At 54.7% G+C, this 26,269-nt stretch carries 22 protein-coding genes; 18 read left to right on the plus strand and 4 right to left on the minus strand.

Translation table 11 applies throughout. From position 1 onward, the window contains the following. Positions 1–5: 5 nt before the first annotated feature. Positions 6–515, minus strand: a complete 510-nt coding sequence (locus tag CTZ24_RS11735; protein WP_036625498.1) for a Csu type fimbrial protein — start codon at positions 513–515, stop codon at positions 6–8. Between the two features lie 29 nt (positions 516–544). Further along, positions 545–1,114, minus strand: coding sequence for a spore coat protein U domain-containing protein (locus tag CTZ24_RS11740; RefSeq protein WP_013510497.1), 570 nt, complete (start codon positions 1,112–1,114; stop codon positions 545–547). Between the two features lie 543 nt (positions 1,115–1,657). Here CTZ24_RS11740 and CTZ24_RS11745 point away from each other — a divergent pair. From CTZ24_RS11745 to CTZ24_RS11755, 3 genes are all read left to right on the plus strand, one after another. Next, complete coding sequence (locus CTZ24_RS11745; protein ID WP_208723604.1) at positions 1,658–3,757, plus strand: putative bifunctional diguanylate cyclase/phosphodiesterase; 2,100 nt, start codon at positions 1,658–1,660, stop codon at positions 3,755–3,757. Positions 3,758–3,912: 155 nt separating this feature from the next. Beyond that, complete coding sequence (locus CTZ24_RS11750) at positions 3,913–5,994, plus strand: putative bifunctional diguanylate cyclase/phosphodiesterase (protein ID WP_208723605.1); 2,082 nt, start codon at positions 3,913–3,915, stop codon at positions 5,992–5,994. Positions 5,995–6,101: 107 nt separating this feature from the next. After that, complete coding sequence (locus tag CTZ24_RS11755) at positions 6,102–7,514, plus strand: aminotransferase-like domain-containing protein (RefSeq protein ID WP_208723606.1); 1,413 nt, start codon at positions 6,102–6,104, stop codon at positions 7,512–7,514. Between the two features lie 102 nt (positions 7,515–7,616). Here the strand turns inward: CTZ24_RS11755 and CTZ24_RS11760 are convergent, their stop codons facing one another. Then, the gene (locus CTZ24_RS11760) at positions 7,617–8,099 is read right to left on the minus strand and encodes a YlaC family protein (RefSeq protein ID WP_208723607.1); all 483 of its coding nucleotides are present in this window, start codon (positions 8,097–8,099) and stop codon (positions 7,617–7,619) included. A gap of 261 nt (positions 8,100–8,360) precedes the next feature. Here CTZ24_RS11760 and CTZ24_RS11765 point away from each other — a divergent pair, with 261 nt between their 5' ends. The 7 genes from CTZ24_RS11765 (at position 8,361) to CTZ24_RS11795 (ending at position 17,996) form a co-directional block, all read left to right on the plus strand. Further along, the gene (locus CTZ24_RS11765; RefSeq protein ID WP_021183418.1) at positions 8,361–8,981 is read left to right on the plus strand and encodes a cupin domain-containing protein; all 621 of its coding nucleotides are present in this window, start codon (positions 8,361–8,363) and stop codon (positions 8,979–8,981) included. A 124-nt stretch (positions 8,982–9,105) separates the two neighbouring features. Next, positions 9,106–10,545 (plus strand): circularly permuted type 2 ATP-grasp protein, encoded by a 1,440-nt coding sequence (locus CTZ24_RS11770; protein WP_013510490.1) that lies wholly within the window; start codon positions 9,106–9,108, stop codon positions 10,543–10,545. Beyond that, a complete protein-coding gene (locus CTZ24_RS11775) occupies positions 10,539–11,468 on the plus strand; it encodes an alpha-E domain-containing protein (RefSeq protein ID WP_208723608.1) in 930 nt (309 codons plus the stop codon). The genes CTZ24_RS11770 and CTZ24_RS11775 overlap by 7 nt, the downstream gene beginning before the upstream one ends. Beyond that, positions 11,465–12,265: a transglutaminase family protein gene (locus tag CTZ24_RS11780; protein ID WP_208723609.1), complete on the plus strand. Its 801-nt coding sequence runs from the start codon at positions 11,465–11,467 to the stop codon at positions 12,263–12,265. The genes CTZ24_RS11775 and CTZ24_RS11780 overlap by 4 nt, the downstream gene beginning before the upstream one ends. A 20-nt stretch (positions 12,266–12,285) precedes the next feature. After that, a complete protein-coding gene (locus CTZ24_RS11785; RefSeq protein ID WP_021183415.1) occupies positions 12,286–12,990 on the plus strand; it encodes a proteasome-type protease in 705 nt (234 codons plus the stop codon). A gap of 143 nt (positions 12,991–13,133) precedes the next feature. Then, a complete protein-coding gene (olsF, locus tag CTZ24_RS11790) occupies positions 13,134–14,840 on the plus strand; it encodes a bifunctional ornithine lipid synthase OlsF (RefSeq protein ID WP_208723610.1) in 1,707 nt (568 codons plus the stop codon). A gap of 306 nt (positions 14,841–15,146) precedes the next feature. Next, positions 15,147–17,996, plus strand: coding sequence for a sensor domain-containing protein (locus CTZ24_RS11795; RefSeq protein WP_208723611.1), 2,850 nt, complete (start codon positions 15,147–15,149; stop codon positions 17,994–17,996). A 33-nt stretch (positions 17,997–18,029) separates the two neighbouring features. On the opposite strand, the gene ftnA is transcribed toward CTZ24_RS11795, so the two are convergent. Beyond that, entirely contained in the window at positions 18,030–18,536 is a 507-nt protein-coding gene (gene ftnA, locus CTZ24_RS11800) for a non-heme ferritin (RefSeq protein ID WP_021183412.1), read from the minus strand. 467 nt (positions 18,537–19,003) lie between these two features. Here ftnA and CTZ24_RS11805 point away from each other — a divergent pair, with 467 nt between their 5' ends. From CTZ24_RS11805 to CTZ24_RS11840, 8 genes are all read left to right on the plus strand, one after another. Beyond that, entirely contained in the window at positions 19,004–19,672 is a 669-nt protein-coding gene (locus CTZ24_RS11805; protein WP_021183411.1) for a nucleoside recognition domain-containing protein, read from the plus strand. Continuing rightward, positions 19,662–20,135, plus strand: coding sequence for a YjiG family protein (locus tag CTZ24_RS11810; protein ID WP_021183410.1), 474 nt, complete (start codon positions 19,662–19,664; stop codon positions 20,133–20,135). Before CTZ24_RS11805 ends, CTZ24_RS11810 begins: the two co-directional genes overlap by 11 nt. Positions 20,136–20,145: 10 nt before the next feature. Continuing rightward, positions 20,146–21,249 carry a M20 peptidase aminoacylase family protein gene (locus CTZ24_RS11815; protein ID WP_208723612.1) on the plus strand — a complete coding sequence of 368 codons (1,104 nt, stop codon included), beginning with the start codon at positions 20,146–20,148 and terminating at the stop codon, positions 21,247–21,249. 246 nt (positions 21,250–21,495) lie between these two features. Next, the gene (gene prfC / locus CTZ24_RS11820; RefSeq protein ID WP_013510477.1) at positions 21,496–23,085 is read left to right on the plus strand and encodes a peptide chain release factor 3; all 1,590 of its coding nucleotides are present in this window, start codon (positions 21,496–21,498) and stop codon (positions 23,083–23,085) included. A gap of 258 nt (positions 23,086–23,343) precedes the next feature. Next, positions 23,344–23,958 carry a molecular chaperone OsmY gene (gene osmY / locus CTZ24_RS11825; RefSeq protein ID WP_021183407.1) on the plus strand — a complete coding sequence of 205 codons (615 nt, stop codon included), beginning with the start codon at positions 23,344–23,346 and terminating at the stop codon, positions 23,956–23,958. Between the two features lie 113 nt (positions 23,959–24,071). Then, positions 24,072–24,233, plus strand: a complete 162-nt coding sequence (locus tag CTZ24_RS11830; protein WP_013510475.1) for a DUF1328 domain-containing protein — start codon at positions 24,072–24,074, stop codon at positions 24,231–24,233. Between the two features lie 143 nt (positions 24,234–24,376). Next, positions 24,377–25,429 (plus strand): patatin-like phospholipase family protein, encoded by a 1,053-nt coding sequence (locus CTZ24_RS11835; RefSeq protein ID WP_036625486.1) that lies wholly within the window; start codon positions 24,377–24,379, stop codon positions 25,427–25,429. Beyond that, on the plus strand, positions 25,426–26,202 hold the full coding sequence (locus CTZ24_RS11840) for a TatD family hydrolase (protein ID WP_208723613.1): 777 nt from the start codon (positions 25,426–25,428) through the stop codon (positions 26,200–26,202). Before CTZ24_RS11835 ends, CTZ24_RS11840 begins: the two co-directional genes overlap by 4 nt. The last annotated feature ends 67 nt before the right edge of the window (positions 26,203–26,269 follow it).

A 26,269-nucleotide genomic window follows, 5' to 3' on the forward strand; every position in this document is an offset into this window, starting at 1 on the left:
TTCCTTCACCAACTCAGGGTGACGGTTAGCGTATCGGTGTAAACCCCGGCGCGCGTCGGCCCGGGTAACTGCAACACGCCGTAAATCGGCAACGTGATGTTGTTGGCGTTGCTGTAACTCAGCGTGATGGGTGAATTCACCCCAATCGCGGTGGTGTGGCTGGCGTTGCTGTATAAGCTGTAGGCCACGGTATTGGTGAAACTGGCCAGTTTCAGGTTGCGGGTGGTGGTGTAGTTGCTGCCGCCATTGATTGACATGCTGACCGTGGTGCCTGGTGTGCAGGCAAGGCTGATGGTGGAACTCTGGACAAAAGTGGCACTGACGCTGTTGCTGGCGACGCCAGACTGGGTGCCAAAATTGAGCGTGCCAAAAACGCCGGGATTAGTACCGGAAACCACGCAGCCAGCCACCACTGAGGCAGAGACCTGAAAGGTTGCGCTCGGCAACCCCCAGGCGTTGACACTCCCTATCAGCAGGGCCAGACCGCCAACAATGCGCGTCCACCCATTGACCACTCTCACCCTGTTTAACCGAAGTTTCTGCCTCAGTAATTCACAGCAACGTTAATGGTATCGGTGTAGGTTCCCGCCGGAATTAACGGGTTGAAACCACCACCGACTACGCGACCATAAATGGCGTAGTTGGTCCCCAGGGTTGGGTCGGTGGTTCCGCTCGGCGCGATATTGGTGTTATTGGCGATAGCGGTGGTGAAGGCTGCATCGCTGTACAGGGTGTAGGCGATGCCTTGTGTGTTGTTGGAACCGAGGATTAAATAGCGTGGTTGTCCACTCACGGTGCCATAAATGGTGGCTGGCGCAGCATTGCTGCTGGTGACCTGCACGTTAAAGGTTTGACCGGTGGTGCAGCGAACATAGATACCATTGCCAGATGCCCCAACCAGGGTGGCATTCAATGTATCAAAAGTGGCAGCGCTGCTACCGAAGTTTAATGTACCGAAGTTCACCCCGGTCGTGGCTGATTGACCATTCACCAGGCAACCGGTAGTCAGGGTGAGCGTCGCGTTAATGGTTCCCGTTGTGGTGGCAGCGAAAGCAGCGTACGGCGGGAAGGTGGCGCTCAGGCTGGCGGCCAAAAGAAAAAGCTTGAGTTTCATAATCATTCCTTACTGATTATCCAGGGTCAGTGCTTTTTCACCTGATGATGTATTTATGAAATCAACCGAAAAATAACAAGAAGCCATGTTTGGCGGTACAGCAAAACCCCTGCTGTCTAAGAAAGTTCTTATGCGGCAGGGAAATGATTTATATCAGTTTTCTTTACTATAGTTCAGCAAAGCGAAGCCTGTCAGGTCCACCAATAATTTTTCCCTAATCAATTTATTCAATTCGCCGATAATTCAGTGATAGCAAGGGATCCCGGCAGGTCAAAAAAACTAAACAAGGAATTATTTCTCCCTCTACCGCGATGCAAGGTTCAGTGTTATGTTCATGCATTAATCAGACATAATAACGATTCTCCACTTAGCGATAGATAATGAACATAAAAAAGCCCCAGCGCGCTAATCCCCAGATTCTCCTGGCTCGATTAGCGGCTGCATCGCTTTAAAAGTTAACTGACCGTTTATGCATGCTTTTTAATCTTTGTTCCTGTTCGATAATTCAGCACCTGCTCGCTAGCGGGTTAGTGAGGAGCGCTCATGTTGCTGATTACCTGGGATAGCGTTCTGGTGACGAGCTCATTAATCGTCGCTTTTATCGCCTCATTTACGGCACTGGATACTGCCGGACGCGTTGCGGTGTCTCGTGGCTGCATCGCTCGTTTGTGGTTGGTGGCTGGTGGCACCGCGATGGGTATTGGTGTCTGGGCGATGCATTTCATCGGTATGCTGGCGATGATGCTACCGATGACCATGCGTTACAATGTGCCGCTCACCTCATGGTCACTGGCGGTGGCGATCGTCGCAGCCATCTTTTCGTTTGCCCAGGTGGTACGCGGTAGCCACCTGACATGGCGTCGGTTGGTGCGCGGTACGTTAACCCTCGGCAGCGGGGTGGTGGCGATGCACTATCTCGGCATGAACGCGCTGATGATCGAACCGGCCATTCACTGGAATATCGAGCTGGTTGCGTTGTCGGTGTTGATTGCTTATGCCGCATCCGGCGCTGCGCTCTGGCTGGCATTTCATCTGCGCCAGGGCGATGGCCTGTTGTTGATGCGGGGTTGTGCCTCCCTGGTCATGGGGGCTGCCGTTGCCGGAATGCATTATGTCGGAATGGCCGCTGCGCAGTTCAACAACACCAGCAGCATGATGGAACACGGTGTCAGCGATCAGGGGCTGGCAGTATGGGTGACCATCATCACCCTGACCATCCTTGGGATCACGTTGTTGCTGTCGATGCTGGATGCGCAGCTACGCGCGGCGCGACTGGCAGCGAAGCTGAAGCATGCCAACAATGAATTACGCCAACTGGCGATGCACGACAATCTCACGACCTTACCTAACCGGGTGTTGCTGGAGCAGCAACTGGACGCCGCCGTCAAACATGCCACGCTCAACGATCAAACCTTCGCATTGATGTTTATGGATCTGGATGGCTTTAAGGCGGTCAACGATACCTGGGGACATCACGTTGGTGATCGCTTACTTGTCGCGGTAGCTGCGCGCCTGCGTAATCAACTGCGTGAGGATGTCATTCTGGCGCGTCTCGGGGGCGATGAATTTGTGCTACTCAGTCCCGACAGTGACGGTTTACAGGCCGCGACTATCGCCCAGCGCCTGGTGAATACCATCGATGCCCCTTTTGAACTCGACCGTTATTCGCTACGGGTGTCACTCAGCGTTGGTATCGTCATCTTCCCGCTGCATGGCCGCAGCAAGCAGGAGATGATGTTCAACGCCGATTCCGCGATGTATCACACCAAACACAGTGGGCGTAACGGCTGGTGCCTGTTTGAACCGGCGATGAGCACGGTTGCGCAGCACCAGCTGGCGTTGGCTAATGATCTGTGGCACGCGCTGGAACATCAGGAGATGCGCCTGTTTTATCAACCGAAGTTTCGTGCCGGTGGGACCTTGCTGATGGGGTTTGAGGCCCTGCTGCGCTGGCAGCATCCGCGCCGTGGCTTGTTGATGCCGGATATGTTCCTGCCGCGAGCGGAGAAAACCGGGCAGATCATCGCGCTGGGCAACTGGGTGATCAACGAAGCCTGTCGCCAGTTGCGCCAATGGCATGAAGAGGGGAACAGCCACTGGAGCGTCTCCGTTAACCTGTCGGCATTGCAATTCCATCAGCGCGACCTGATCGACAGCATCAGTGAAATTCTGCAACGGCATGCTTTACCGGAAGGCGCGTTGATGCTGGAAATTACCGAAACTATCGTCATGCGTGACCCGCAATTCAGTCAGCAACGTATTGCTGAGCTGCACCAGTTGGGGGTGAAGGTCGCGATTGATAATTTCGGTATTGGTTATGCCAATCTGCTGCATCTGAAACATCTTGAAGCGACCGAGCTGAAAATTGATCGTAGCTTCATCAATAGTCTGCGTGCCGACAGCGAAGACGCCACCGTCGTCAGTGCGATGATTACCCTGGCACAAAGCCTGAATTTGCGCATGGTCGCCGAGGGTGTGGAGACGGAAGAACAGCAACGCTTATTAACCGGGTTGGGTTTTGATACGTTGCAAGGTTATTTACTGGGCAAACCTACCCCGGCAGATCGTATCGGCGAGTTCACGATGACAATGGGCGCACCGCTGGTTATTCCTGAAAATATCGCACCCATGGCGGGTGCGTGACGAGCAATTTTGATTTTCTGAATCGTAATCTTTCATCGTTCAACGACCAATAACGGCAGCATGACTGCCGATAAATAATACAATAATATTTATATATTTTACGTTTTATTAACAACACCACAGCTGTTAATCCAGCTATGACTTGGGAACTCACTATGTTAGTGACTTCGTACGATTGGTATACCGTCATCGTCTCGGTGTTGGTGGCGATGCTGGCCTCCTTCACGGCACTGGATATGGCGGGAAGAGTAGCGACTGCCAGTGGCAAATCAGCGCTGGTATGGCTACTGGGCGGCGGCTTTGCCATGGGGGTGGGCATCTGGGCGATGCACTTTATCGGCATGTTGTCGATGAGCCTCGATATGGTGATGAGTTACGACCCATTGCTCACCGTGGCATCGATGGTGATTGCGGTGCTGGCATCGATCTTTGCATTGTGGCTGGTGTGCTCGGGCGAACTGCCCTGGTCGCGACTGTGCGGTGGCGCATTGGTGCTGGGTTTTGGCGTGGTGGCAATGCACTACACCGGCATGGCGGCGCTGATGTTCTCGCCTGGCATCGTCTGGAATGGTTACTGGGTTGCGGCATCTGTCGCGATTGCCCTGGTGGCTTCTGGCGTGGCGCTATGGCTGGCGTTTACTCTGCGTGAAGGCACTGGCCGCGTCACCCTGTTGCGTCTTGGCGCGTCGGTGGTAATGGGCTGTGCCATTGCCGGTATGCATTACACGGGTATGGCGGCGGCGAATTTCCCGATGCACAGCCACGCTACCCATATGGGGGTTAATAGCAACTGGCTGGCAATGCTGGTGACGGTAGTGACGCTCGCGATCCTCGGCATCACTCTGCTGGTTTCAATGCTCGATGCTCGCATGCAGGCGCGCACCTCGATCCTGGCCCGTTCACTGGCGGAGGCGAACCGGGAACTGGCACAGTTGGCGCTGCATGACAATCTGACGCGCCTGCCGAACCGTATTTTGCTGGAAGACCGCCTCGATCAGGCGATCAACAAAGCTGACCGCGAACAGTCTCACTTCGCGTTGATGTTTATGGACCTGGATGGCTTCAAAGCGGTCAATGATGCTTTTGGTCATCATGTCGGAGACAACCTGCTGATTGCCGTGACCGAGCGCATGACCGGGCAGATGAAAGGGCATTACACCCTGGCGCGCATGGGAGGCGATGAGTTTGTCCTGCTGATTGAGATTGATGATCCTAATGATGCGGCGGCGGCGGCTGATGCGCTGGTGAAAGCGATCGAGAAGCCGTTCAGCATCTCGCGTTACGAGTTGGTGGTGTCGTTGAGTATCGGTATCGCGGTGTACCCTGGCGATGGTGTGGATGAGCGCGAGCTGATGTTTAATGCGGATGCAGCGATGTATCACACCAAAAACAACGGACGCAACGGCTACAACTTCTTCCAGCCCTCGATGAACACCCTGGCGCAAAGCCAACTGCAACTGAACAACGATCTGTGGCAGGCGCTGGATAATGACGAGCTGCGGTTGTTCTACCAGCCGAAATATTGCGCACCGCGTGGACCCATTATTGGTTTTGAAGCCTTACTGCGCTGGCAGCATCCGACGCGCGGCCTGCTGACGCCGGACAAATTCCTGCCGATGGCGGAAAAGACCGGGATGATCGTCAATATTGGTAACTGGGTGATTAACGAAGCCTGCCGTCAGCTGCATAGCTGGCATTTGCAGGGGCATCCTCACTGGTCGGTGGCGGTGAACCTGTCGGCGTTGCAGTTTGAGCAGTGCAATCTGGTGGAAACCGTCACCACCGCCTTAACTCAGCACCAGATTCCGGCAGAGCTGCTGACGCTGGAGGTCACCGAAACCACGGCGATGCGCGATCCTGAAGAGAGCGTGCGTATTCTCACGGAACTGACCAATATGGGGGTGAAAGCCTCGATTGACGATTTTGGTACCGGCTATTCCAGCCTGTTGTATCTCAAACGTTTACCGGCCAGTGAGTTGAAAATTGACCGTGCTTTCGTCAATGAACTGCAAGCGAAATCGGAAGATGCCACCATCGTCTCCGCGATTGTGGCGCTGGCGCAATCGCTGGATTTAAAAGTGGTGGCCGAAGGGGTAGAAACCGAGGAACAACAGGCGTTTCTCACCGGGCTGGGATGTAATTCATTGCAGGGTTATCTGCTGGGGCGGCCCCTGCCGCCAGACCGCATCGGCGAACTGCCGGAGTTTGTTGGCGTGTTGGAAGAGACGGCGAAATAAGCATTTTGCATAGAGTAGCGGCGCGATTTATCGCGCCACTACAATCGCTTGCGGGAGAGGGTTAGGGTGAGGGAAAATCCCCACATTACATTCTGACGGAGATTCAGGTGGCGAAATACCAGCAGCTGGTCGATCAACTGCGCGAACAAATCGAAGCCAATATCTGGCAACCCGGAGAAAAATTGCCTTCGCTGCGTCAGCAGGCCGATCAATCCGGCCTCAGCCTGATGACGGTGATGCACGCCTACGAAGTGCTGGAGAGTCAGGGCTGGATTTTGTCAAAACCACAATCCGGTTATTACATTGCGCCGCGCGCTGCGGCACTGCGACCGCGTCTGGCGACGCAAACGGTCGAACGCCTGGAGCAGACCGATACCAACAGCTTTGTATTTGATGTCCTCCAGGCGACACGCGATCCGGCGATTATGCCGTTTGGTTCCGCCTTCCCCGATCCGGAGTTGTTTCCTCAGCGCCAGTTGATGCGTTCGCTGGTCAAAGTCTCGCATAACCTGAAACCGACGGACGCGCTCAACAATTTGCCGCCCGGTAACCCTGAGCTGCGCAAAATCCTGGCACAACGCTACGCACAGCAGGGGATCACCATTTCACCGGACGACATCGTGATCACCAACGGGGCGATGGAAGCCCTCAACCTGAGTTTGCAGGCGGTAACCGAGCCGGGGGATTGGGTGGTGATCGAGAATCCCTCATTCTATGGTGCATTGCAGGCGATTGAACGCCTGAAGCTGAACGCCATCGCCATAGCCAGTGATGTCGAGCAGGGCATTGATTTTGACGAACTGGAACAGGCGCTGCAACGCTGGCCGGTCAAAGCCTGCTGGCTGATGACCAACCGGCAAAATCCGCTGGGTTTTACTCTCAGCAACACGCGCAAGGAACAACTGGTGGCGCTGCTGGCGCGCTATGGCGTGACGCTGATTGAAGACGATGTTTACAGTGAGTTATGGATTGGCGAGGAGAAACCATTACCGGCGAAAGCTTTTGATCGCCTTGGTGATGTCATGCATTGCGGCAGCTTCTCGAAAAATCTGGTGGCGGGCTTTCGCATCGGCTGGGTGGCGGCGGGCCGGCATGCGCAACGTGTCCAGCGTATTCAGTTGATGAGTACGCTCTCCACCAGCGCGCCGATGCAACTGGCGCTGGCGGATTTTCTCTCCACCCGCAGTTATGACAGCCATCTGAAACGGCTGCGTCAGACCTTAGCAAAACGTAAACAGCTGGCACGCACTGCGCTGCGTCAGGTACTGCCAGCGGATGCCCGCATCAGCGATACGCCGGGCGGCTACTTTTTATGGGTAGCCTTACCCGAGGGCATCAATACCACGCAGCTTTATCATCTGGCGTTAGAGCAGGGGATCAGTATCGCGCCGGGGCAGCTATTTTCCAGCAGTGAAGATTTCCGTCACTGCTTCCGCTTCAATACTGCCTGGCCGTGGGATGCGCGCGCCGAAGCGGCGGTGGAAAAATTAGGTCAGTTAATCAAACAACTGCACCCGTAGCAGCGCGATTTATCGCGCAGTCTTTTGCGGCCAGACTCCCTCATCCCGACCTTCTCCCGCTAGCGGGAGAAGGAGATGTGCAGTATGCCGGTCAGGTTAAATTTAAACCTGCGCTGCCTGCCGATGTCCCCAGGTCAGGTAATACACATCGTAAAAATCCACTTCGCCTTTCTGCTGCATCAGGCGATGAATACCGCTACGCACACGGTCCGGCGTGGCAGGGTTATCCAGAATCTTGTTGATGCCCTGGGAGGATACCGGCTGAATGTAATACCACTCGCCGTTGTAACAAACGCGCAGATCCAGCGCATCAATGTCCTCAAAGCGGTATTTCGGATTGATATCCAGCAGCATTAAAAAGCTCATCACCAGCACGAAAACCGTGGCAAACCAGAATGCGGGCCAGCCGAGCATGTCGGTGGAAAAAATCAGCGCCACGCACAGCCCGTAGCACAAGTACATCACCGCCCACAGGCCAGGGTGCGTTTTCAGAAACGAAAAGCTAAAACGTGGCAAATTGTCGCGACGTTCTTCGCGATTCAGTGTGGCGATTTCATCAAGCAGGATTTGTTTTATGGCGTCCATTGTTCACCTCTCTTTCACTGCCTGCCAGTAAAGCACGTAACAGTGAAGGGCGGCAGACACAGATCAGTGAAGAATTTTTATAACAGTTGCGCACAAAATCGCAGGGCAAGGTCATTACGCCCAAAATGTTAAAGAGGTTAATCATTAATTTGGCTTTAGTTAGAAAAATCATGCTTTTATGTGAATTTTGCGGGCCTGAGCACATTGTATTGTCATCCGTTTTTGCCACACTTAAGCAACGTGGCTAACCGGAGAAAGAGTATGACTGTCTACCCATCCAGCCTGCTGTTACTGATGTCTTTCGCCGCTGGCACCTTTTCCGCAGGGGCTTCCAGTAACCCGCAGCATCTGATGTTATCTATCCCGTCTGGCGGGGTGCCGAATAATCCGTTGCCGCTGATCATCTGGCCGGGGGTTGCCCCCGACAACGACAGCGAAGACGAGGAAAATCAGGACACCGCCATCTGGTTTGAAGAAACTTTTACCCGCAACGGCTGGCCCGCTGCGTGGCGTTCTCCCATCTTTCCGTATACCCATTACCACCCGAATACGCATGAAATAATCGGTGTCGGCGCGGGCTGGGCAGAAGTGTTATTTGGTGGCGACAGTGGTCGCATGGTGACGTTGCGCGAGGGGGATGCGGTGCTGATCCCGGCGGGGGTCGGCCATAAACAGATCCACGCCAGTGAGGATTTCTTCACCGTTGGCGCCTATCCTGAAGGTATATCGCCGGAAACGCTGCGCGATGAACCGCGTTTTCTGAGAACCTCTCAGGCGCAGATTCAGCGCGTACCCATGCCGAAGCGCGATCCTTTCACCGGCGGGGAGGGAGCAATGACGGAAATCTGGTTACCGGTCGCGCAGCAGCTTCTGCACCAATAAGGTGCATTGCACCCATTTCCGGCGTTAACTCACTGATAAGGTGCGCGTGCGGTGCAGCACGCACGCGCCTGGCACAGTTTGTGCAGCAGTGAAATCAGGTCCTCTGATAAGCGCCGGGTAAATCATGAAAGAAAGCTACCAGATAGCATCACACTTCTATGATGAGATGTTGCTGAGCGACGGCCAACACCGCGCTCACTATCAGCACTACTGGGAATGGTTGCAAGCGGCGGACAAAGAGGCAGTGGCGCGTAAACGTGAGGAAGCGGAACTTTTGTTTCATCGCGTTGGCATCACCTTCAACGTCTATGGCGAGGACGGTGGCGCAGAGCGCCTGATTCCGTTCGATAGCGTGCCGCGTATTATTCCTGCCAGCGAATGGGCAATGCTCGATCGCGGTATCCGACAACGGGTACAAGCCCTCAACGCCTTCCTGCACGATATCTACCATCAACAGCACATCCTGAAGGCGGGCATCATTCCTGCCGAGCAGGTGCTGGTCAACGATCAGTACCAGCCTTGCATGCAAGGTGTTGATCTACATCGTAATATCTATGCGCATATCGTCGGCGTGGATATGGTGCGCAACAACGATGGCGAATATTACGTGCTGGAAGATAACCTGCGCACCCCGTCTGGCGTCTCCTATATGCTGGAGAACCGCAAGATGATGATGCGCCTCTACCCGGAGTTATTTGCCGAGCAGCATGTGGCCCCGGTCGAGCGTTATCCGTCGCATCTGTTGCAGACGTTGCGTGAAAGCTCGCCGGTGAACGATCCGGTGGTGGTGGTGCTGACGCCGGGCCGCTTCAACAGCGCCTATTTTGAGCACAGCTTCCTCGCCCAGCAGATGGGCGTCGAGTTGGTGGAAAGCGCCGATCTGTTTGTTAAAGATGGCGCGGTGATGATGCGTACCACCGCCGGACCCTGCAAAGTGGATGTGATCTATCGACGCGTGGATGATGCCTTCCTCGATCCGCTGGCGTTCCGCCCGGACTCAATGCTCGGCGTACCCGGATTGCTGTCGGTGTACCGTGCCGGGAATGTGGTGCTGGCGAATGCCATCGGCACCGGGGTAGCGGATGACAAATCGATCTACCCCTATGTGCCGGATATGATCCGTTTCTACCTCGACGAAGATCCGATCCTCAATAACGTGCCAACCTGGCAATGCCGCAACCCGAAAGATCTTTCCTACGTTTTGGCCAACCTCGATCAGATGGTGGTGAAGGAAGTGCACGGCGCAGGTGGCTACGGCATGTTGATTGGTCCGGTGGCGAGTCAACAGGAGCTGAGCGACTTCCGGGCGCGTCTCCAGGCAAGGCCGGATAACTATATCGCGCAGAATACCCTGTCGCTTTCGACCTGCCCGACCTTTATCGACAACGGCCTCGCACCACGGCATATCGACCTGCGTCCGTTTGCGCTGTGCGGGGCGGATATCCGTCTGGTACCGGGCGGTTTAACTCGCGTGGCGCTAACCGAAGGTTCGCTGGTGGTGAACTCATCGCAAGGCGGTGGCACCAAGGATACCTGGGTTCTGGAGGATGACGCATCATGCTAAGCCGCACGGCCAGTGGCCTCTATTGGATGGCGCGTTATCTGGATCGCGCGGAACAACTCGCCAGGGTATTGGATGTGACTAACCGGCTGTCGTTGATGCCGGTGCGTAACAGCCACGGTGATGAGCTGCTGTTGCCGCTCAATCTTACTGGCACGCGTCAGCTGTTTGAAACGCTCAACGGTCGTTTCACCATGCCGCAGTTGTTCAACTTCTTTGCTCTCGACGATCGCAATCCCAGCAGCATTTTTTGCTGTTGGCAATCGGCATGGAACAACGCCCATGCGGTGCGCGGTAGCCTCTCGTCGGAAGTGTGGGAAAGCATCAACTCCACCTGGATTGAGATGCGTAGCATGCGCCGTCGTGGCATTTCCAGTGCCAATGCCGACAGCTTTTTTGACTGGGTCAAGGAGCGTTGCCATCTGTTTCGTGGTGCGATGTTTGGCACCCTGTTGCGCGGCGATGCCATGAGTTTTATTCGCCTCGGCACCCTGATGGAGCGTGCTGACGGCAGTACGCGCCTGTTGAGCGTCAATCAACAATTGCTGGAGCAGCATCCTGATTCGGTACGCGAATATTATTGCCTCGACACCTTGCTGCGTGCGGTATCCGCCCGCGAGGCCTATAACGCCATCTTCAAACAACAGCTGATGCCGGATCTGGTCAATGAAATGCTGATCCTGCGCAGCGAAAGCCCGCGATCCTTGCACTCCTGCATTGAAGAGATCGCTAACCAACTGGAGCAGATCGGCAGCAGCGGTGAAGATCGCCCGCGCTATCTTGCCACAGTATTGCTGGCTGAGATGCGGTTCAGCACCTGGGAAAGCCTGACGCGTGATGGCCTGAATAACTGGCTGAACCATTTCCTGGCAGACATTAACGCATTGGCTGACAGCATCAATCACACCTATCTGGAGGCGAAATGAGACTGAACATCGAGCATAAAACCTGGTATGCCTGGGAGCATCCGGTCAAACTCAGCACCCAGTATCTGCGCCTGACACCGCAAAACTCGGTGCATCAAAAAATTCTGTCGTGGGAGCTGGCGCTGCCCTGCGATGCGACCCGTACCGTCGATACTTACGGCAACGTGATGCATGTGCTGACGCTGGACACGCCGCATCAGATGCTGGAAATCGCCGCGCGCGGTGTGGTGGATATTCTTGATGAAGGCGAACTGGCGGCCGATCCGGAGTCAACGCTGTCACCGCTGATTTTCCTGCGCGGTACGCCGCTGACGCAACCGGATAGCGCCATCCGCGATTTTGCCCTGCGTTACTGGCGACCCGAAGCACCGCTTGCCAGCCTGGAAAAATTGATGGGAGAACTGCTGCTGAAAATGCCTTATCGTCCCGGCAGCACCCAGGTGAGTGATACCGCCGCGAAAGTATTTGCCGCCGGCTCTGGTGTTTGCCAGGATCACAGCCATGTGTTTCTCGCCTGCTGTCGCAGTCTGGGGATTCCGGCGCGGTATGTCAGCGGTTATCTCTATACTGACAATGTCGAACACGTTGCCACCCATGCCTGGGTTGAAGCCTGGTTGGATGGCAGTTGGCACAGCTTTGATATCACCAATAATACCCGCAGCACCCGGCAGCACTTACGGCTGGCGGTGGGCGTGGATTATCTCGATGCCTGTCCGGTTCGCGGCATGCGCCTGGGCGGCGGGGGTGAAGATATGCTGGCGGTGGCTGCGGTGCAACAGGTGCACTCGCAGCAGTAATTCTCTTTGCAGGCGTGACTATGACTTATTGTGTGGCAATGCGTTTATCATCAGGGATGATTTTTGTTTCCGACTCACGCACCAACGCGGGCGTCGACCATATTTCGTCGTTTCGTAAGTTGCATGTGTTTCAGGTGGATGATGAACGCACGTTGGTGCTGCAAAGCGCTGGCAACCTCGCCACCACGCAAAGCGTGATGAGCCTGCTGCGACGCGGTAATGATGACAGCGACCAGCCCAATCTGCTCAACGGGAAATCGTTGTATGACATTGCGTTACTGGTGGGCGAAACGCTGCGCGAAGTGATCAAGCGCGATGGTGAAGAGTTTGGCGGCACGCTGCTGCTGGGTGGACAGATCCGTGGCGAAGAGCCGCGGCTGTTCCAAATCTATCCGCAGGGGAATTTTATTGAAGCCAGCGTCGATACCCCGTATTTCCAGATTGGCGAAAGCAAATACGGCAAACCGATCATTGACCGTGTGCTGCGCTACGAAACGCCGCTCAGCCAGGCGATGCAGTGCGCGCTGATTTCGATGGATTCGACCCTGGCGAGTAATATCTCGGTCGGGTTGCCGCTGGATGTGATGATCTATCACAGCGACAGTTTCAGCGACAACGAGCAGTACCATATCACTGACCAGCACCCCTATTTTTCACAGATCCGCCAGCTATGGAGCAAGGGGCTGCTCAGCGTGTTCTCGCAGCTCCCGCCGCTGAAATTGTAGTTCCTGCCAACAAGCGCGATAAATCGGTGCTGTAGCGGAGCGATTTATCGCGCGTCTGTTAAACCTGATAACGACGTTCATAAATCTGAAAACAAGCCGTTTTACCTTCGGGGCGATAACCGCTCCCTATAAGAAGGTGAACAATGTTTTCTGTTGATCAGGTTCTCAATACTTACTGGCCGGGCTTCCAGGCGGCGGGATGGCAAAAACGCCTGCTGAAATGGGCGCTGCGTGAACACGAATTCCAACAATTTGCCGCTCGCTATCGCCACCTGCAAGGGGTGGACATGGTGGAGCAGGTGCTGGAGCACCTTGATGTGCGCTGCGAGTTAAGCGAGCGCGATCTGGAGCAAATTCCTTCTCATGGCCCGGTGGTGATTATGGCTAACCACCCCCTGGGCGCGCTGGATGGTCTGGCGCTGCTGGCTGCGGTATCGCAGGTCAGGCGCGATGTGAAAATTGTCGCTAACCGCATGCTGATGATGCTGGAACCGCTGAATAACCTGATGCTGCCGGTGGATAACATGGGCAACCGCACCAGTCGTGAGCAGTTGACGCGTATGCAGCAGCATCTCGACAATCAGGGCGTACTGATTGTTTTCCCGGCAGGGGAAGTTTCACGTCTGACCACCCGTGGCGTGCGCGATCGCCGCTGGCATCACAGTTTCCTGCGCCTTGCCGCCCGTGCCCGTGCTCCGCTGGTGCCGGTGCATGTGGTGGGGCGTAACAGCGCGGCTTTTTATGCCGTCAGCCAGATTGCCCAGCCGCTGGCCTTGCTGATGCTGGTGCGTGAGATGTTTCGCCAGCGTGGTTCGCGTATCAAGCTGCATATCGGTGAGCAGATCCCCTTTGCGCACTGGCACGACGGCCACACGCCAGGTAAAGAGCTGGCGAAGCGGCTGCGCAAGCATCTGTACCGTATCAGTCAGGGACGACGTGGCCTGTTTCAGACCGAGGCAGCCATCGCTCGCCCGGAAGATCGTGCTGAGCTGAGAAAAGCGTTGCTGGAGAGCGAGCGGCTCGGCACCTTGCCGGATGGTAAGCAGATCTACCTGTGGCGGCGCAACGGCGCAAGTTGGGTGCCGTTGTTGCGAGAACTGGGCCGCCTGCGTGAAATTGCTTTCCGCGCGGTAGGCGAGGGCAGCGGCCGACGACGTGACCTGGATAAGTACGATGATGATTACTATCACCTGATTTTGTGGGATGACGCCGAGCTGGAGATTGTGGGCGCGTACCGTTTTATTCCGGGGGGAGAGCAGCTGGAGCGGCGCGGCCTGGAAGGGATCTACAGCGACAGCCTGTTTCATTATGACGAACGTATGCTGCCGATAATTCGCCAGGGACTGGAGCTGGGACGCAGCTTTATCCAACCCGCTTACTGGGGCAAACGGGGTCTGGATTACCTGTGGATGGGGATTGGTGCCTATATCGCCCGCTACCCGGAAACCCGTTATCTGTTTGGCCCGGTCTCGATCTCCGGCGGGATGCCGCTGGCGGCCCGCGACCTGCTGGTGGCGTTTTATCGCCTCTATTTCCCGACCGAGCTGCCGCTGGCAACATCGCGTCGTCCCTATCCGGCTTCGCTACCGGAAGTGCTGGCGCAGTTTACTGGCGACAATTACCAGGAAGATTTACGCCGCCTGAAGCATCTGCTTGCCAACCTCGGTACCGCTATTCCGACGCTGTACAAGCAATACTCGGAACTGTGCGAACCGGGTGGAGTGCAGTTTATTGATTTCGGTAGCGACCCCGATTTTAACCATTGCATCGATGGCCTGGTGTTGGTCGACCTGACGCGCGTCAAAGCCGCACGTTATGAGCGCTATATCGCGATGCATCTGGTCCCGTAGCGGCGCGATTTATCGCGCAGGTTTTTCCCACGTCACGCACGTATGGCGCGATAAATCGCGCCACTACGAATTTGTGTCGTTTTCAGTGGATGTCACGGTGCTGTCATCTGAATGCCGTCAACACAATGTAATTCATTGCGTATCCCACTGAACAATTTCTCGCCACTGCCGATAACCAAATTACCAACTTTCGCCTGTAAGCTGATAGCGCTTGTCAACGCTGCGTATTTGCTATTAAGTCTGCAGAGCAATTAAGAATTTTCCTGGGTTACCAGGTGACATCAGGCCAGCAATAGGCAAATAAAAATGGATAATAATTCTGACGTCATGTACCGCTTGCTTGTGCAAAGCGTGCTTGATTACGCCATTTACATGCTCAAGCCGGACGGTACGGTAGCGAGCTGGAACGCTGGCGCACAACGCGCCAAGGGCTACACCGCTGAAGAAATTATCGGCAAGAATTTCGCGCTGTTTTACAGTGAAGACGATCGTAAAAATGGTGCACCGCTGCGTGGCTTAGCCAATGCCACCGCCACCGGACGTTTTGAGACTGAAGGCTGGCGTTACCGCAAAGATGGCAGCGCCTTTTGGGCGCATGTGATTATTGATGCGATCCGCGATCAATATGGCGAGCTGCTCGGCTTTGCCAAAATCACCCGTGATTGTACCCAGCAACAGGAGCAACAACGCAGGCAGCGTGAGCAGGAAGAACGGTTCCGCCTGCTGGTGGAGGGTGTCACCGATTACGCCATCTATATGCTGGATCTGGACGGCAACGTCGAAAATTGGAATGCCGGTGCGCAACGCGCCAAAGGGTATGTCGCGGAAGAGATCGTCGGACAGAATTTTTCACGCTTTTACAGCGCACAGGATCGCCTCAACCATATCCCGGAGAAGAACCTCGGTATCGCGTTTAAAACCGGGCGTTTTGAAGATGAAGGCTGGCGTTATCGTAAGGATGGCAGTGCCTTTTGGGCGCATGTGATTATCGATGCCATCCGTGATGATGCCGGCAAGTTGATCGGCTACGCCAAAATTACCCGTGACTGCACCGAACAACAGGCGTTACTGCGCGCCCAGCGTGAGCAGGAAAAAACCTTTCGGCTGTTGGTCACCGGGGTGCGGGATTACGCCATTTACATGCTGGATGTGCAGGGGCGGGTGGTGAACTGGAATGCCGGGGCGCAACGGGCGAAAGGCTATCGTTCCGAAGAGATTGTCGGCCAGCATTTTTCGGTGTTCTACGGTGCACAGGAGCGCCAGTCGAAAGCGCCGGATGCCAACCTGGGTATCGCGCTGAAAACCGGTCGCTTTGAGGATGAGGGCTGGCGTTATCGTAAGGACGGCTCCGCCTTCTGGGCGCATGTGGTGATCGATGCGATCCACAATGAAGAAGGCCGACTGATTGGCTTTGCAAAAATCACCCGTGATGTGACTGAACGTCGTGAACATGAGCAGCAGTTGCTGCGTGCACGGGATTTGGCCGAAGCGCAGAGCGCCAAAGCCTCTGAGCTGTCGAAATTCCTCGACACCATCATTACCCATATCCCGTCGTGTGTGATTGTTGAAGACGCCATCACCCGTGAAATTCTGATGGTCAACGACAAAGCCGAGCAGTTGTTCGGCATCAACAAGTTATTGATCATGCATAAACGGCCGCATGAATGTATGTCGGCAGAGCTGAGTGATTACTTCAACAGCCTGGCGGATATTGCCCTGCGCAGTGAAGGTATCCATACACGCGAGCAACTGTTGCTGACGGCGGGCGGCGAGCGCATTCTGCATACCCGCGCCACCACTATCGCCGGAAAAGATCTGCGGCAGAACTTCGTGATGCTGATTGTGGAGGACGTGACCGACCAGCGTGAAGCGGATGCGCGTATTCACCATATGGCGCACCACGACAACCTGACCAGCCTGCCCAACCGCATTCTGTTCCGCCAGAAACTGAGTGAGGCACTGCGCGCGGATACACAGGGCGGGTATATCACCGCCACGCTGTGTCTCGATCTCGATAACTTCAAAAACGTCAACGATGCGCTGGGCCATCAGATTGGTGATGACCTGTTGCGTACGGTGGCTAAGCGTTTGCGGAATGTATTGCGGGATCACGACACCCTGGCACGTATTGGCGGTGATGAGTTTGCGATTGTGCTGCCTGGCATTCGTAACGCCGATGAAGGCGCCGTGGTAGCGCAGCGACTGATTGAAGCGATTCGTCCTCCGGTCAATCTGGAGGGACATAATCTGTCAGTCGGGCTGAGCGTCGGGATTGCGCTGAGTTCACAGGCCGCTAACACGCCGGAACATATGCTGCGCTGCGCTGATATGGCGCTGTACGAAGCCAAACGTAATGGCCGAAATCGTTATGAGCATTTCACGCTGGAGATGGATGACCTGGCGCGGAGTCGCCGGGTGATCGAGAACGATCTGCGCGATGCGATTAGCGGACGTCAGCTCAAGCTCTACTATCAGCCGATCACCGATGGTGATGAGAAAGGGATCATTGGCTATGAAGCGCTGATGCGCTGGCATCACCCGATCAAAGGGTTGATCATGCCGAACGATTTTATCCCGATCGCCGAAGAAACCGGTCTGATCCATCTGCTGGGGGCGTACGCGCTGTATGAAGCCTGTCGTGAAGCAGCAAGCTGGGAAGGGGACCAATCGGTGTCGGTTAACCTGTCGCCGTTGCAGTTCAAAAACAGCTCGTTGGTATCGGTGGTAGAAGGCGCGTTGCGTGAGTCCGGACTGGCACCGCATCGTCTTGAGGTGGAGATCACCGAATCGGTGTTGCTGGATGATACCCTCGGTAATATTCGTACTCTGCAAAGTCTGAAAGCGCTGGGCGTGCAAATTGCGCTGGACGATTTCGGCACGGGTTATTCATCTCTCAGCTACCTGCGGTCCTTCCCGTTCGACAAAATCAAAATCGACAAGTCGTTTATCAGCGATATGGGTGACAGTCGTGAAGCGCTGGCGATTATCCGGGCTATCACCGGGATGAGCCGGAGTCTGGATATTCAGATCACCGCAGAAGGGGTGGAGAGCAGCGAGCAGTTTGCCCGGTTGCGTGAAGAGGGTTGTACCCTGTTCCAGGGCTACCTTTTTGGTCGGCCGCAGCCTTCAGAGCTACGCTTAAAAACGCTGGAATAAAACAAATCGGCCCGCAATGCGGGCCGTTTTATCTTATGCGCCGTGGCTTTCGGTATTCATACGGCCCAGATCTTTGTCGATCAGGAACAGGCCTTCACCTTTGCTGCCCACCAACGCCAGTTTATCCAGCACGGTTTTGAACAGCTTCTCTTCTTCATGCTGCTCCGCCACGTACCATTGCAGGAAGTTGAAGGTGGAGTAATCCTGCGTGGTCATCGCCGCATGAGCCAGTTCATTGATTTTGCTGGTGATCAGCTTTTCATGATTTAACGTTTCTTCGAACAGTTCAGCCAGGGAGTTCCAGCTGACCGGCGGCGCCGCGATGCTGCCCAGTACTGGCAGAGAACCGGCATCGCTCAGGTAATCAAACAGGCGCTGCATATGTTCCATCTCTTCGCGAGAGTGCATTTTCAGGAAGGAGGCAGCCCCTTCAAAACCTTTGTCACTGCACCAGGCACTCATTTGCAGGTAGAGGTTGGCAGAGAAGAATTCCAGATTCAGTTGGTCATTCAGACGAGCAGTCATTTCAGCAGTTAACATGGCTGATTCCTTTTTTAAATTTTTCAGGTGAGTGCGGTGAATTATGCATCAACCTATACTTTTTTGTGAAGTGATTTTCGTCAAAAAGTTGAATTTATCTTATTGATTATAAATGGAATTATTCAGGTTTTTGAATGCGACCGATTCTCATTTTTGTCTTCTTTTCATTCGGATTTATTGCACCATAATGATGCGTCGAGGTTGCCTGTTTAGCGTGCACTCACTGCGTTATTGATTTTATTTTCAGCGATCTGATTACCTGACGAAAATATTGATGTGAGAAATAAAGGCATCTGCGCTGAATTTCTTCAGGCAGAAAGATTGATATTTCGGTCATTTAATTGTTACTGAACAAAATTAGCGCTTTCGCAATTAAAGAAAATTCCAGCTGGCATAAATCCTGCTTAGAACTTAGTTCCATATATTGCAACTGTCTGGTTAAAAAATAACGCCAGCAGGAGGGTTTTATGTCTGAAGAAAAAATCATTGCTACCCATGAACGGGTGTCGGCGGGTATCGGCGGTTACGTCGCGTTGATATTGGCCATTCTGTTTTTCTCCGGCTTATTTTATAAGGTGGACGGTTTTAGCTGGTTAGGGGCGTTTGATTTCACCACGCTGGGCGGCAGTTTCGGCACCATGAAAGAATCGACCAATACCTTCCTCGGTGCCGGTGGCCTGAGCGCCAAAGCAGGCTTTCTGTTTGCGTTGTCGCTGGCCCCAACGGTGATGCTGGCGTTGGGCGTACTGGAGATCTTTACCCATTACGGTGCGATTCGCGCCGCGCACAAGTTGTTGACGCCGCTGCTGAAACCGTTGATGGGTTTGCCGGGTCGCTGTGGTCTGGCATTAATTACCGATCTGCAAAGTACCGATGCTGGCGCTGCATTAACCAAAGAGATGTACGACCAGCAACAGGTCAGCAAAAAAGACATCGTGGTGATGTCCGCCTGGCAATATTCCGGTGCCGGTTTGATCAATAACTATTTTGCTATCGGCTCGGCGTTGTTTGCTTCAATGACGGCTCCGATCATTATTCCGCTGGTGTTAATGTTTGTTCTCAAATTCGTCGGTGCGGCTTTTGTCCGTTTCATGTTAAATAGTGTTTATAAAAAGGATTTTGCCGATGTCAAATAATGCTCCGTCACGGGTGAATAATAACCCGTTCGATATTTTTATCGTGGGTGCGCGTAAAGGCTTCCATATCGCTATCCATAATCTGATGCCAAATGTGGTGATGGCTTATGTGCTGGCGGAAGTGCTGAATCTGCTGGGCATTATGCAATTCCTCGGGCATCTCTTTGCCCCGGTGATGGGGCTGTTTGGCCTACCGGGGGAAGCCATTACTGTGTTGCTGACGGCCTGGTTATCCTCCTCGGCAGCAGTGGGGGTGGCAGTCAGTCTGCTGACCAAAGGGACTCTGAGCGGAGCGGATATCACTATCCTGGCCCCGGCAATTTTCCTGATGGGATCACAGTTGCAATACATGGGTCGCCTGTTGGGTGTTGCCGATGTGCCGAAGAAATACTGGCCGCTGTTGATGCTGACCAGCATCATCAATGCGGTGATCGCCATGCTTGTGATGCGTTTTTTTGTTTAGGAGCTAACCGGTGTCCAACGTCTTAGAACATTATCATTTTCTGCATGAAATCCCGGAACTGGGTTTTCAGGAGTTTAAAACTTCAGCCTATATCGCCGACCAGCTGGAACAGGCGGGGATCAAAGTCACTCGCGGCATTAACAACACCACCGGCATTGTGGCGGAAATTGACAGCGGTGTGCCCGGCCCGGTGCTGGCATTGCGTGCGGATATGGATGCACTGGGACATGTCATTGATGGTGTCGCTTGTGCACGCCATACCTGCGGTCATGATGGTCACTCCTCGGTGGTTCTGACTGCCGCACAGGAGCTGTTGAAAGAAGGGGCAATCAAAAAAGGCCGCCTGAAGTTATTGTTCCAACCCGCTGAGGAACTGGGCGCAGGCGCGCTGTCGATGATCGAGGGCGGGGCGATGGAGGATGTCGAGATGATCCTCGGTTTCCATGTGCGCCCGCTGGAAGAATGCCATGTGGGACAGGCGACGCCTGCGGTGATCTATTCTGCCTGTAGCACGCTGGAAGCGACCATCAAAGGCGTTCCGGCCCATGCGGCACGCCCGCACCTTGGCGTGAATGCGCTCGACGCGGCGGTACAGGCGGTGCAGGCCGTGAACAGTATCCATCTGTCACCGGGGCTGAACTGGAGCGTCAAAGCGACACGTTTTCTCTGTGATGCCGGTGTCACCAACTCGGTACCGGATGAAGCGCGCGTGGTGTGGGACCTGCGTTCGCAGGAAAACGAACCGATGGATATCCTCAAACAAAAAGTGACGCAGGCGGTGCTCAATAGCGTTGCGGCACTGGGGGCAACTGCCGAGGTGGTGGTGCTCAAGGAAATGCCTGCGGCGGAGATCCATGAGGAAGCGACGGCGGTGATTCGGGCGGCGATTGTTGATGTGCTGGGCGAAGAGGGGCTGCTGGGCGCGAAAACGACGCCAGGCAGTGAAGATTTCTTCTATTACCCGGTGAAATGCCCAACGGTGAAAGCCGGATTCTGGGGATTAGGCACCAACCTGGTGCCGGGCCTGCATCACCCTGAGATGCGTTTTGAACTGAGTTCGCTGGAAATTGGGGTGAAGATCTTCAAAGCCGCCGTAACACGGGTGCTGGGTTAGTTTTTCCTTGCCCTCACCCTAACCCTCACCCGCCAGCGGGAGAGGGGACCGATCGAGCATATAGCACACCTCCTTCTCCCGCTGGCGGGAGAAGGCTGGGATGAGGGGGCTGCGTGCACCCAACATTCCCCACCTCACTGAAATATTGTATGCTATGCCGCCTGAATAACCGCTGGCTCAGCCCCGGTCACCCTGATTTATTCGCAGCGCGCGGCTCGTGCGTTGCCCTTTGAGAAGATTTCACTGATGTCTAATGCTCCCTTTTTACAAGAGGTGGCGCGCCGCCGTACCTTCGCGATCATTTCGCACCCGGACGCCGGTAAAACCACTATCACCGAGAAAGTTCTGCTGTTCGGACAGGCGATCCAGACCGCCGGTACGGTAAAAGGCCGTGGATCAAACCAACACGCCAAATCCGACTGGATGGAGATGGAGAAGCAGCGTGGTATCTCCATCACCACCTCGGTGATGCAGTTCCCCTATCGTGACAGCCTGGTGAACCTGCTGGATACCCCCGGGCACGAAGACTTCTCGGAAGATACCTACCGTACGCTGACGGCGGTGGACTGCTGCCTGATGGTGATCGATGCCGCCAAAGGTGTTGAAGATCGTACCCGTAAGCTGATGGAAGTGACCCGTCTGCGTGATACGCCGATCATCACCTTTATGAACAAACTTGACCGTGATATCCGCGACCCGATGGAGCTGCTGGATGAAGTCGAGAACGAGCTGAAGATCGCCTGTGCGCCTATTACCTGGCCGATCGGCTGCGGCAAACTGTTTAAAGGCGTGTATCACCTCTATAACGATGAAACCTATCTGTACCAGACTGGTCAGGGGCACACCATTCAGGAAGTGCGTATCGTTAAAGGGCTGAACAATCCGGATCTCGACAAAGCCGTCGGTGAAGATCTGGCGCAGCAGCTGCGCGATGAGCTGGAGCTGGTGCAGGGTGCATCCAACGAATTTGATGAAGAGTTGTTCCTGAGCGGCGAAATCACCCCGGTGTTTTTCGGCACCGCGCTGGGTAACTTTGGCGTTGACCATATGCTGGATGGCCTGGTTTCCTGGGCACCGGCACCGATGCCGCGTCAGAGCGACACCCGTACCGTGGAAGCTAAAGAAGAGAAGTTCAGCGGCTTCGTGTTCAAGATTCAGGCCAACATGGACCCGAAACACCGCGACCGCGTGGCTTTTATGCGCGTGGTATCCGGTAAATATGAGAAGGGCATGAAGCTGCGTCAGGTTCGCATCGGCAAAGATGTGGTGATCTCTGACGCGCTGACCTTTATGGCCGGTGACCGTTCACATGTGGAAGAAGCCTATCCGGGCGATATCATCGGTCTGCACAACCACGGCACCATCCAGATTGGCGACACCTTCACCCAGGGTGAGAACATGAAGTTCACCGGTATTCCGAACTTCGCCCCTGAGCTATTCCGTCGTATTCGCCTGCGCGATCCGCTGAAGCAGAAACAATTGCTGAAGGGTTTGGTACAGCTGTCGGAAGAGGGCGCAGTACAGGTATTCCGTCCGGTGCATAACAACGATTTGATCGTTGGTGCGGTGGGTGTGTTGCAGTTTGACGTGGTAGTCGCGCGCCTGAAAAGCGAATACAACGTTGAAGCAATTTACGAATCGGTCAACGTGGCAACCGCGCGTTGGGTTGAATGTGCTGACGTGAAGAAATTCGATGAATTTCAACGTAAAAACGAGATCAACCTTGCGCTGGATGGCGGCGATAACCTGACCTATATTGCCCCAACCATGGTGAATCTGAATATCACCCAGGAACGTTATCCTGACGTGACTTTCCGCAAAACGCGCGAGCATTAATCGCCGTTTTCTCCAGGGCCTGTGGTTTCCACTGGCCCTGTTTTTCCCTTCCAGACTCCTCTTAAAAACGCTGTTTTTTTCGCTTTTTGGCGAGATATCAACCACAAAAACCGGCAAAACCCTCAGTCCCGTCTATGATCATTCTGTCGGACGAGAAAAGAAACTTCAGGTTTCATTGCGTCCATTATCGCAGCAACGCCGTTTGTTGCTGGCTCATTCGCGGTTGCGGATGCGTAAACGGATAGAAGGATGATATCGATGATTAAGACTAAGATTGCCAAAACACTGATTGCCGCTCTGGCGGGTTCGGCCCTGATGAGTGGCGCAGCACTGGCCGATGAATCCCTGACGCAAAAAGCGCAGGCGACCGCCGACAGTGCCGGGGCAAAAATCGATAGCTCTATGAAAAAAGTCGGTGGGTATATGGATGACAGCGGCATCACCGCCAAAGCGAAAGCGGCGCTGGTGGATGATGAAGCGATAAAAAGCACGGATATCTCAGTAAACACGCATCAGGGCGTAGTGACCTTGAGCGGTTTTGTCACCTCTCAGGATCAGGCGGAAAAAGCCGTAGCCGTGGTGCAGAAAGTTGAAGGGGTGAAATCCGTCAGTGACAAACTGCACGTTAAAGACAGCAAAACCACCTCACTGAAAGGTTATGCCGGGGATGCGGCAACCACCAGTGAAATCAAAGCTAAACTTTTAGCGGATGACATCGTGCCATCACGCAACGTGAAGGTGGAAACCACGGATGGCGTGGTGCAGTTGTCCGGTACGGTTGCCAACAAGGCGCAGTCGGACCGCGCTGAACAAATCGCCAAAGCCATTGAAGGCGTGAAAAGTGTCAAGAATGACCTGACGATTAAATCTTAACCCTGGGCGCTGCGGCTTTTCGTATCCGCCGCAGCATAATAACAACATCTTTCTGCACACCCACATTGGGATGAACTAAGCAGTTCGATTTTCACGATGGTAAGGAGAGGCTTATGTTTCGTTGGGGCATTATCTTTCTGGTGATCGCACTGATTGCTGCAGCATTAGGATTTGGCGGTCTGGCGGGTACGGCAGCATGGGCGGCTAAAATTGTCTTTATTGTCGGTATTATTCTGTTCCTCATCAGCCTGTTTACCGGGCGTAAACGACCCTGACTCTGAGTCATAGTTCGCTCACCCGGCAGTAGCCTGAAGCGGAGACCAGTCAGGGCATAATAATGACTGGTTCTCCGGGTTGCGGGCGGTGGCGATTCTGCGCTTTAGCACCCCTCAGAGAAAGAACCGCTGAGGGACACATTTTGGGTATACGCATCCCTGTGACGCTGGGAACCATCGAACCCTTAGCGCTCACGCCCTTCAAATCAAACAAAATTGCGCTGGTGTGCGAAGGTGGCGGTCAACGTGGCATCTTTACCGCCGGAGTGCTGGATGAGTTTCAGCGCGCAGGCTTCAATCCTTTTGATCTGATGCTTGGCACCTCCGCAGGCGCACAAAATCTCTCAGCGTATGTCTGCGCCCAACCGGGTTATGCGCGGCGCGTGATCACCCGTTACACCACCAGCAAACTCTTCTTTGATCCGGTGCGTTTTGTGCGTGGCGGAAATCTGATCGATCTGGACTGGCTGGTAGATATCACCAGTCAGGAGCTGCCGTTGGCGATGAGCACGGCGGAGGGGCTGTTTGCCAAAGGCAGTGAGTTTTATATGTGCGCTTGCCGCAGCGATGATTACAGCGCGCATTACTTCAGCCCAACCCGCAATACCTGGCTCGATATCATCAGAGCCTCCAGTGCCATTCCGGGGTTCTATCGCAGCGGCGTGGAGATGGATGGCATCAGTTATCTGGATGGCGGTATCAGCGATGCCATTCCGGTGCGTGAGGCGGCCCGGCGGGGTGCCGATACCGTTGTGGTGATTCGCACCGTTCCGTCGCAGATGTCGTACACACCGAAATGGATCAAGCGCATGGAACGCTGGCTGAGCGACAGCGCTTTGCAGCCAATGATCAACATCTTGCATCAGCACGAAGAAAGTTATCATGATATTCAACAATTTATCGATCAGCCGCCGGGGGATTTGCGCATTATCGAGATCTTCCCACCCAAACCGTTAGCCAGTAACGCGCTGGGCAGTCGCATCGCCTCGTTGAATCAGGATTACCATCTGGGGCGGCGCTGCGGCCGCTATTTCCTGGCCACGCTCGGGCAGTGGCTGAGTGATGCCGAACCATTTGTGCGGCATACTGTCGTTACGCCACCTGCTGCGGTGGCGAATGCGCCGGATAACCGCGAGGTCAACACGCCAGACGTGGCCGGTAACGATGCTGATTATGATGCAGGTTCGCTGGCATGAGATTTATCGATACCCACTGCCATTTTGACTTCCCGCCGTTTGTTGATGCGGCGGAAGCGAGCATTGTGCGTGCTGCGCAGGCAGGGGTTGAACGTATTATTGTACCCAGCGTCGATGCCAGCCGCTTTGCGCTGGTCAGCCAGCTGGCACAACAACATGCCGCGTTATATGCCGCGCTGGGGCTGCATCCGATTCAGATCGCCGTGCATCAGGATACGCACCTTGATCAACTGACGGATTGTCTGCACACCCCGGACGTAAAACGCGTGGCATTGGGGGAGATCGGACTCGATCTGTATATGGACGATCCCCAGTTCGACAAACAAACCCGGCTGCTGGATGGGCAGTTGAAGCTAGCCAAACGTTTCGATCTGCCGGTGATCCTCCATTCACGTCGTACCCACGATCAGCTGGCGCTGCATTTGCGCCGTCACGATCTGCCGCGCCGTGGTGTGGTGCACGGTTTTGCCGGTAGCCTGCAACAGGCACAGCGTTTTATCCAACTTGGCTATGCGATCGGCGTCGGTGGCACCATTACCTATGAACGCGCCAGTAAAACGCGTAACACCATCGCAGCATTGCCGCTGGATTCCCTGTTACTGGAAACCGATGCGCCTGATATGCCGCTGAACGGTTATCAGGGCGAACCCAATCGCCCGGAGCGAGCACGGCTGGTGTTTGATGTCTTGTGCCAGCTACGCCGTGAGCCGCCGGATGTCATCGCTGATGCGCTATGGCAAAACAGCCTGCGCGTCTTCAATCTCCCCGACTGAACCTGGTCTGATCCCTGCGTGCTGCTCTGAATTGGCTACATTTACAGGGTGGTGGCGACACAACTTT

It is taken from the genome of Pantoea phytobeneficialis (genome assembly GCF_009728735.1).
Lineage (GTDB): Bacteria > Pseudomonadota > Gammaproteobacteria > Enterobacterales > Enterobacteriaceae > Pantoea > Pantoea phytobeneficialis.

Excerpts from the sequence above, each read along its gene's own strand:
- CTZ24_RS11740 (WP_013510497.1), bottom strand. The coding sequence starts at position 1,114 with ATGAAACTCAAGCTTTTTCTTTTGGCCGCCAGCCTGAGCGCCACCTTC.
- CTZ24_RS11745 (WP_208723604.1), top strand. The coding sequence starts at position 1,658 with ATGTTGCTGATTACCTGGGATAGCGTTCTGGTGACGAGCTCATTAATC.
- CTZ24_RS11750 (WP_208723605.1), top strand. The coding sequence starts at position 3,913 with ATGTTAGTGACTTCGTACGATTGGTATACCGTCATCGTCTCGGTGTTG.
- CTZ24_RS11760 (WP_208723607.1), bottom strand. The coding sequence starts at position 8,099 with ATGGACGCCATAAAACAAATCCTGCTTGATGAAATCGCCACACTGAAT.
- CTZ24_RS11765 (WP_021183418.1), top strand. The coding sequence starts at position 8,361 with ATGACTGTCTACCCATCCAGCCTGCTGTTACTGATGTCTTTCGCCGCT.
- CTZ24_RS11770 (WP_013510490.1), top strand. The coding sequence starts at position 9,106 with ATGAAAGAAAGCTACCAGATAGCATCACACTTCTATGATGAGATGTTG.
- CTZ24_RS11775 (WP_208723608.1), top strand. The coding sequence starts at position 10,539 with ATGCTAAGCCGCACGGCCAGTGGCCTCTATTGGATGGCGCGTTATCTG.
- CTZ24_RS11780 (WP_208723609.1), top strand. The coding sequence starts at position 11,465 with ATGAGACTGAACATCGAGCATAAAACCTGGTATGCCTGGGAGCATCCG.
- CTZ24_RS11785 (WP_021183415.1), top strand. The coding sequence starts at position 12,286 with ATGACTTATTGTGTGGCAATGCGTTTATCATCAGGGATGATTTTTGTT.
- olsF (WP_208723610.1), top strand. The coding sequence starts at position 13,134 with ATGTTTTCTGTTGATCAGGTTCTCAATACTTACTGGCCGGGCTTCCAG.
- CTZ24_RS11795 (WP_208723611.1), top strand. The coding sequence starts at position 15,147 with ATGGATAATAATTCTGACGTCATGTACCGCTTGCTTGTGCAAAGCGTG.
- ftnA (WP_021183412.1), bottom strand. The coding sequence starts at position 18,536 with ATGTTAACTGCTGAAATGACTGCTCGTCTGAATGACCAACTGAATCTG.
- CTZ24_RS11805 (WP_021183411.1), top strand. The coding sequence starts at position 19,004 with ATGTCTGAAGAAAAAATCATTGCTACCCATGAACGGGTGTCGGCGGGT.
- CTZ24_RS11810 (WP_021183410.1), top strand. The coding sequence starts at position 19,662 with ATGTCAAATAATGCTCCGTCACGGGTGAATAATAACCCGTTCGATATT.
- prfC (WP_013510477.1), top strand. The coding sequence starts at position 21,496 with ATGTCTAATGCTCCCTTTTTACAAGAGGTGGCGCGCCGCCGTACCTTC.
- osmY (WP_021183407.1), top strand. The coding sequence starts at position 23,344 with ATGATTAAGACTAAGATTGCCAAAACACTGATTGCCGCTCTGGCGGGT.
- CTZ24_RS11830 (WP_013510475.1), top strand. The coding sequence starts at position 24,072 with ATGTTTCGTTGGGGCATTATCTTTCTGGTGATCGCACTGATTGCTGCA.
- CTZ24_RS11840 (WP_208723613.1), top strand. The coding sequence starts at position 25,426 with ATGAGATTTATCGATACCCACTGCCATTTTGACTTCCCGCCGTTTGTT.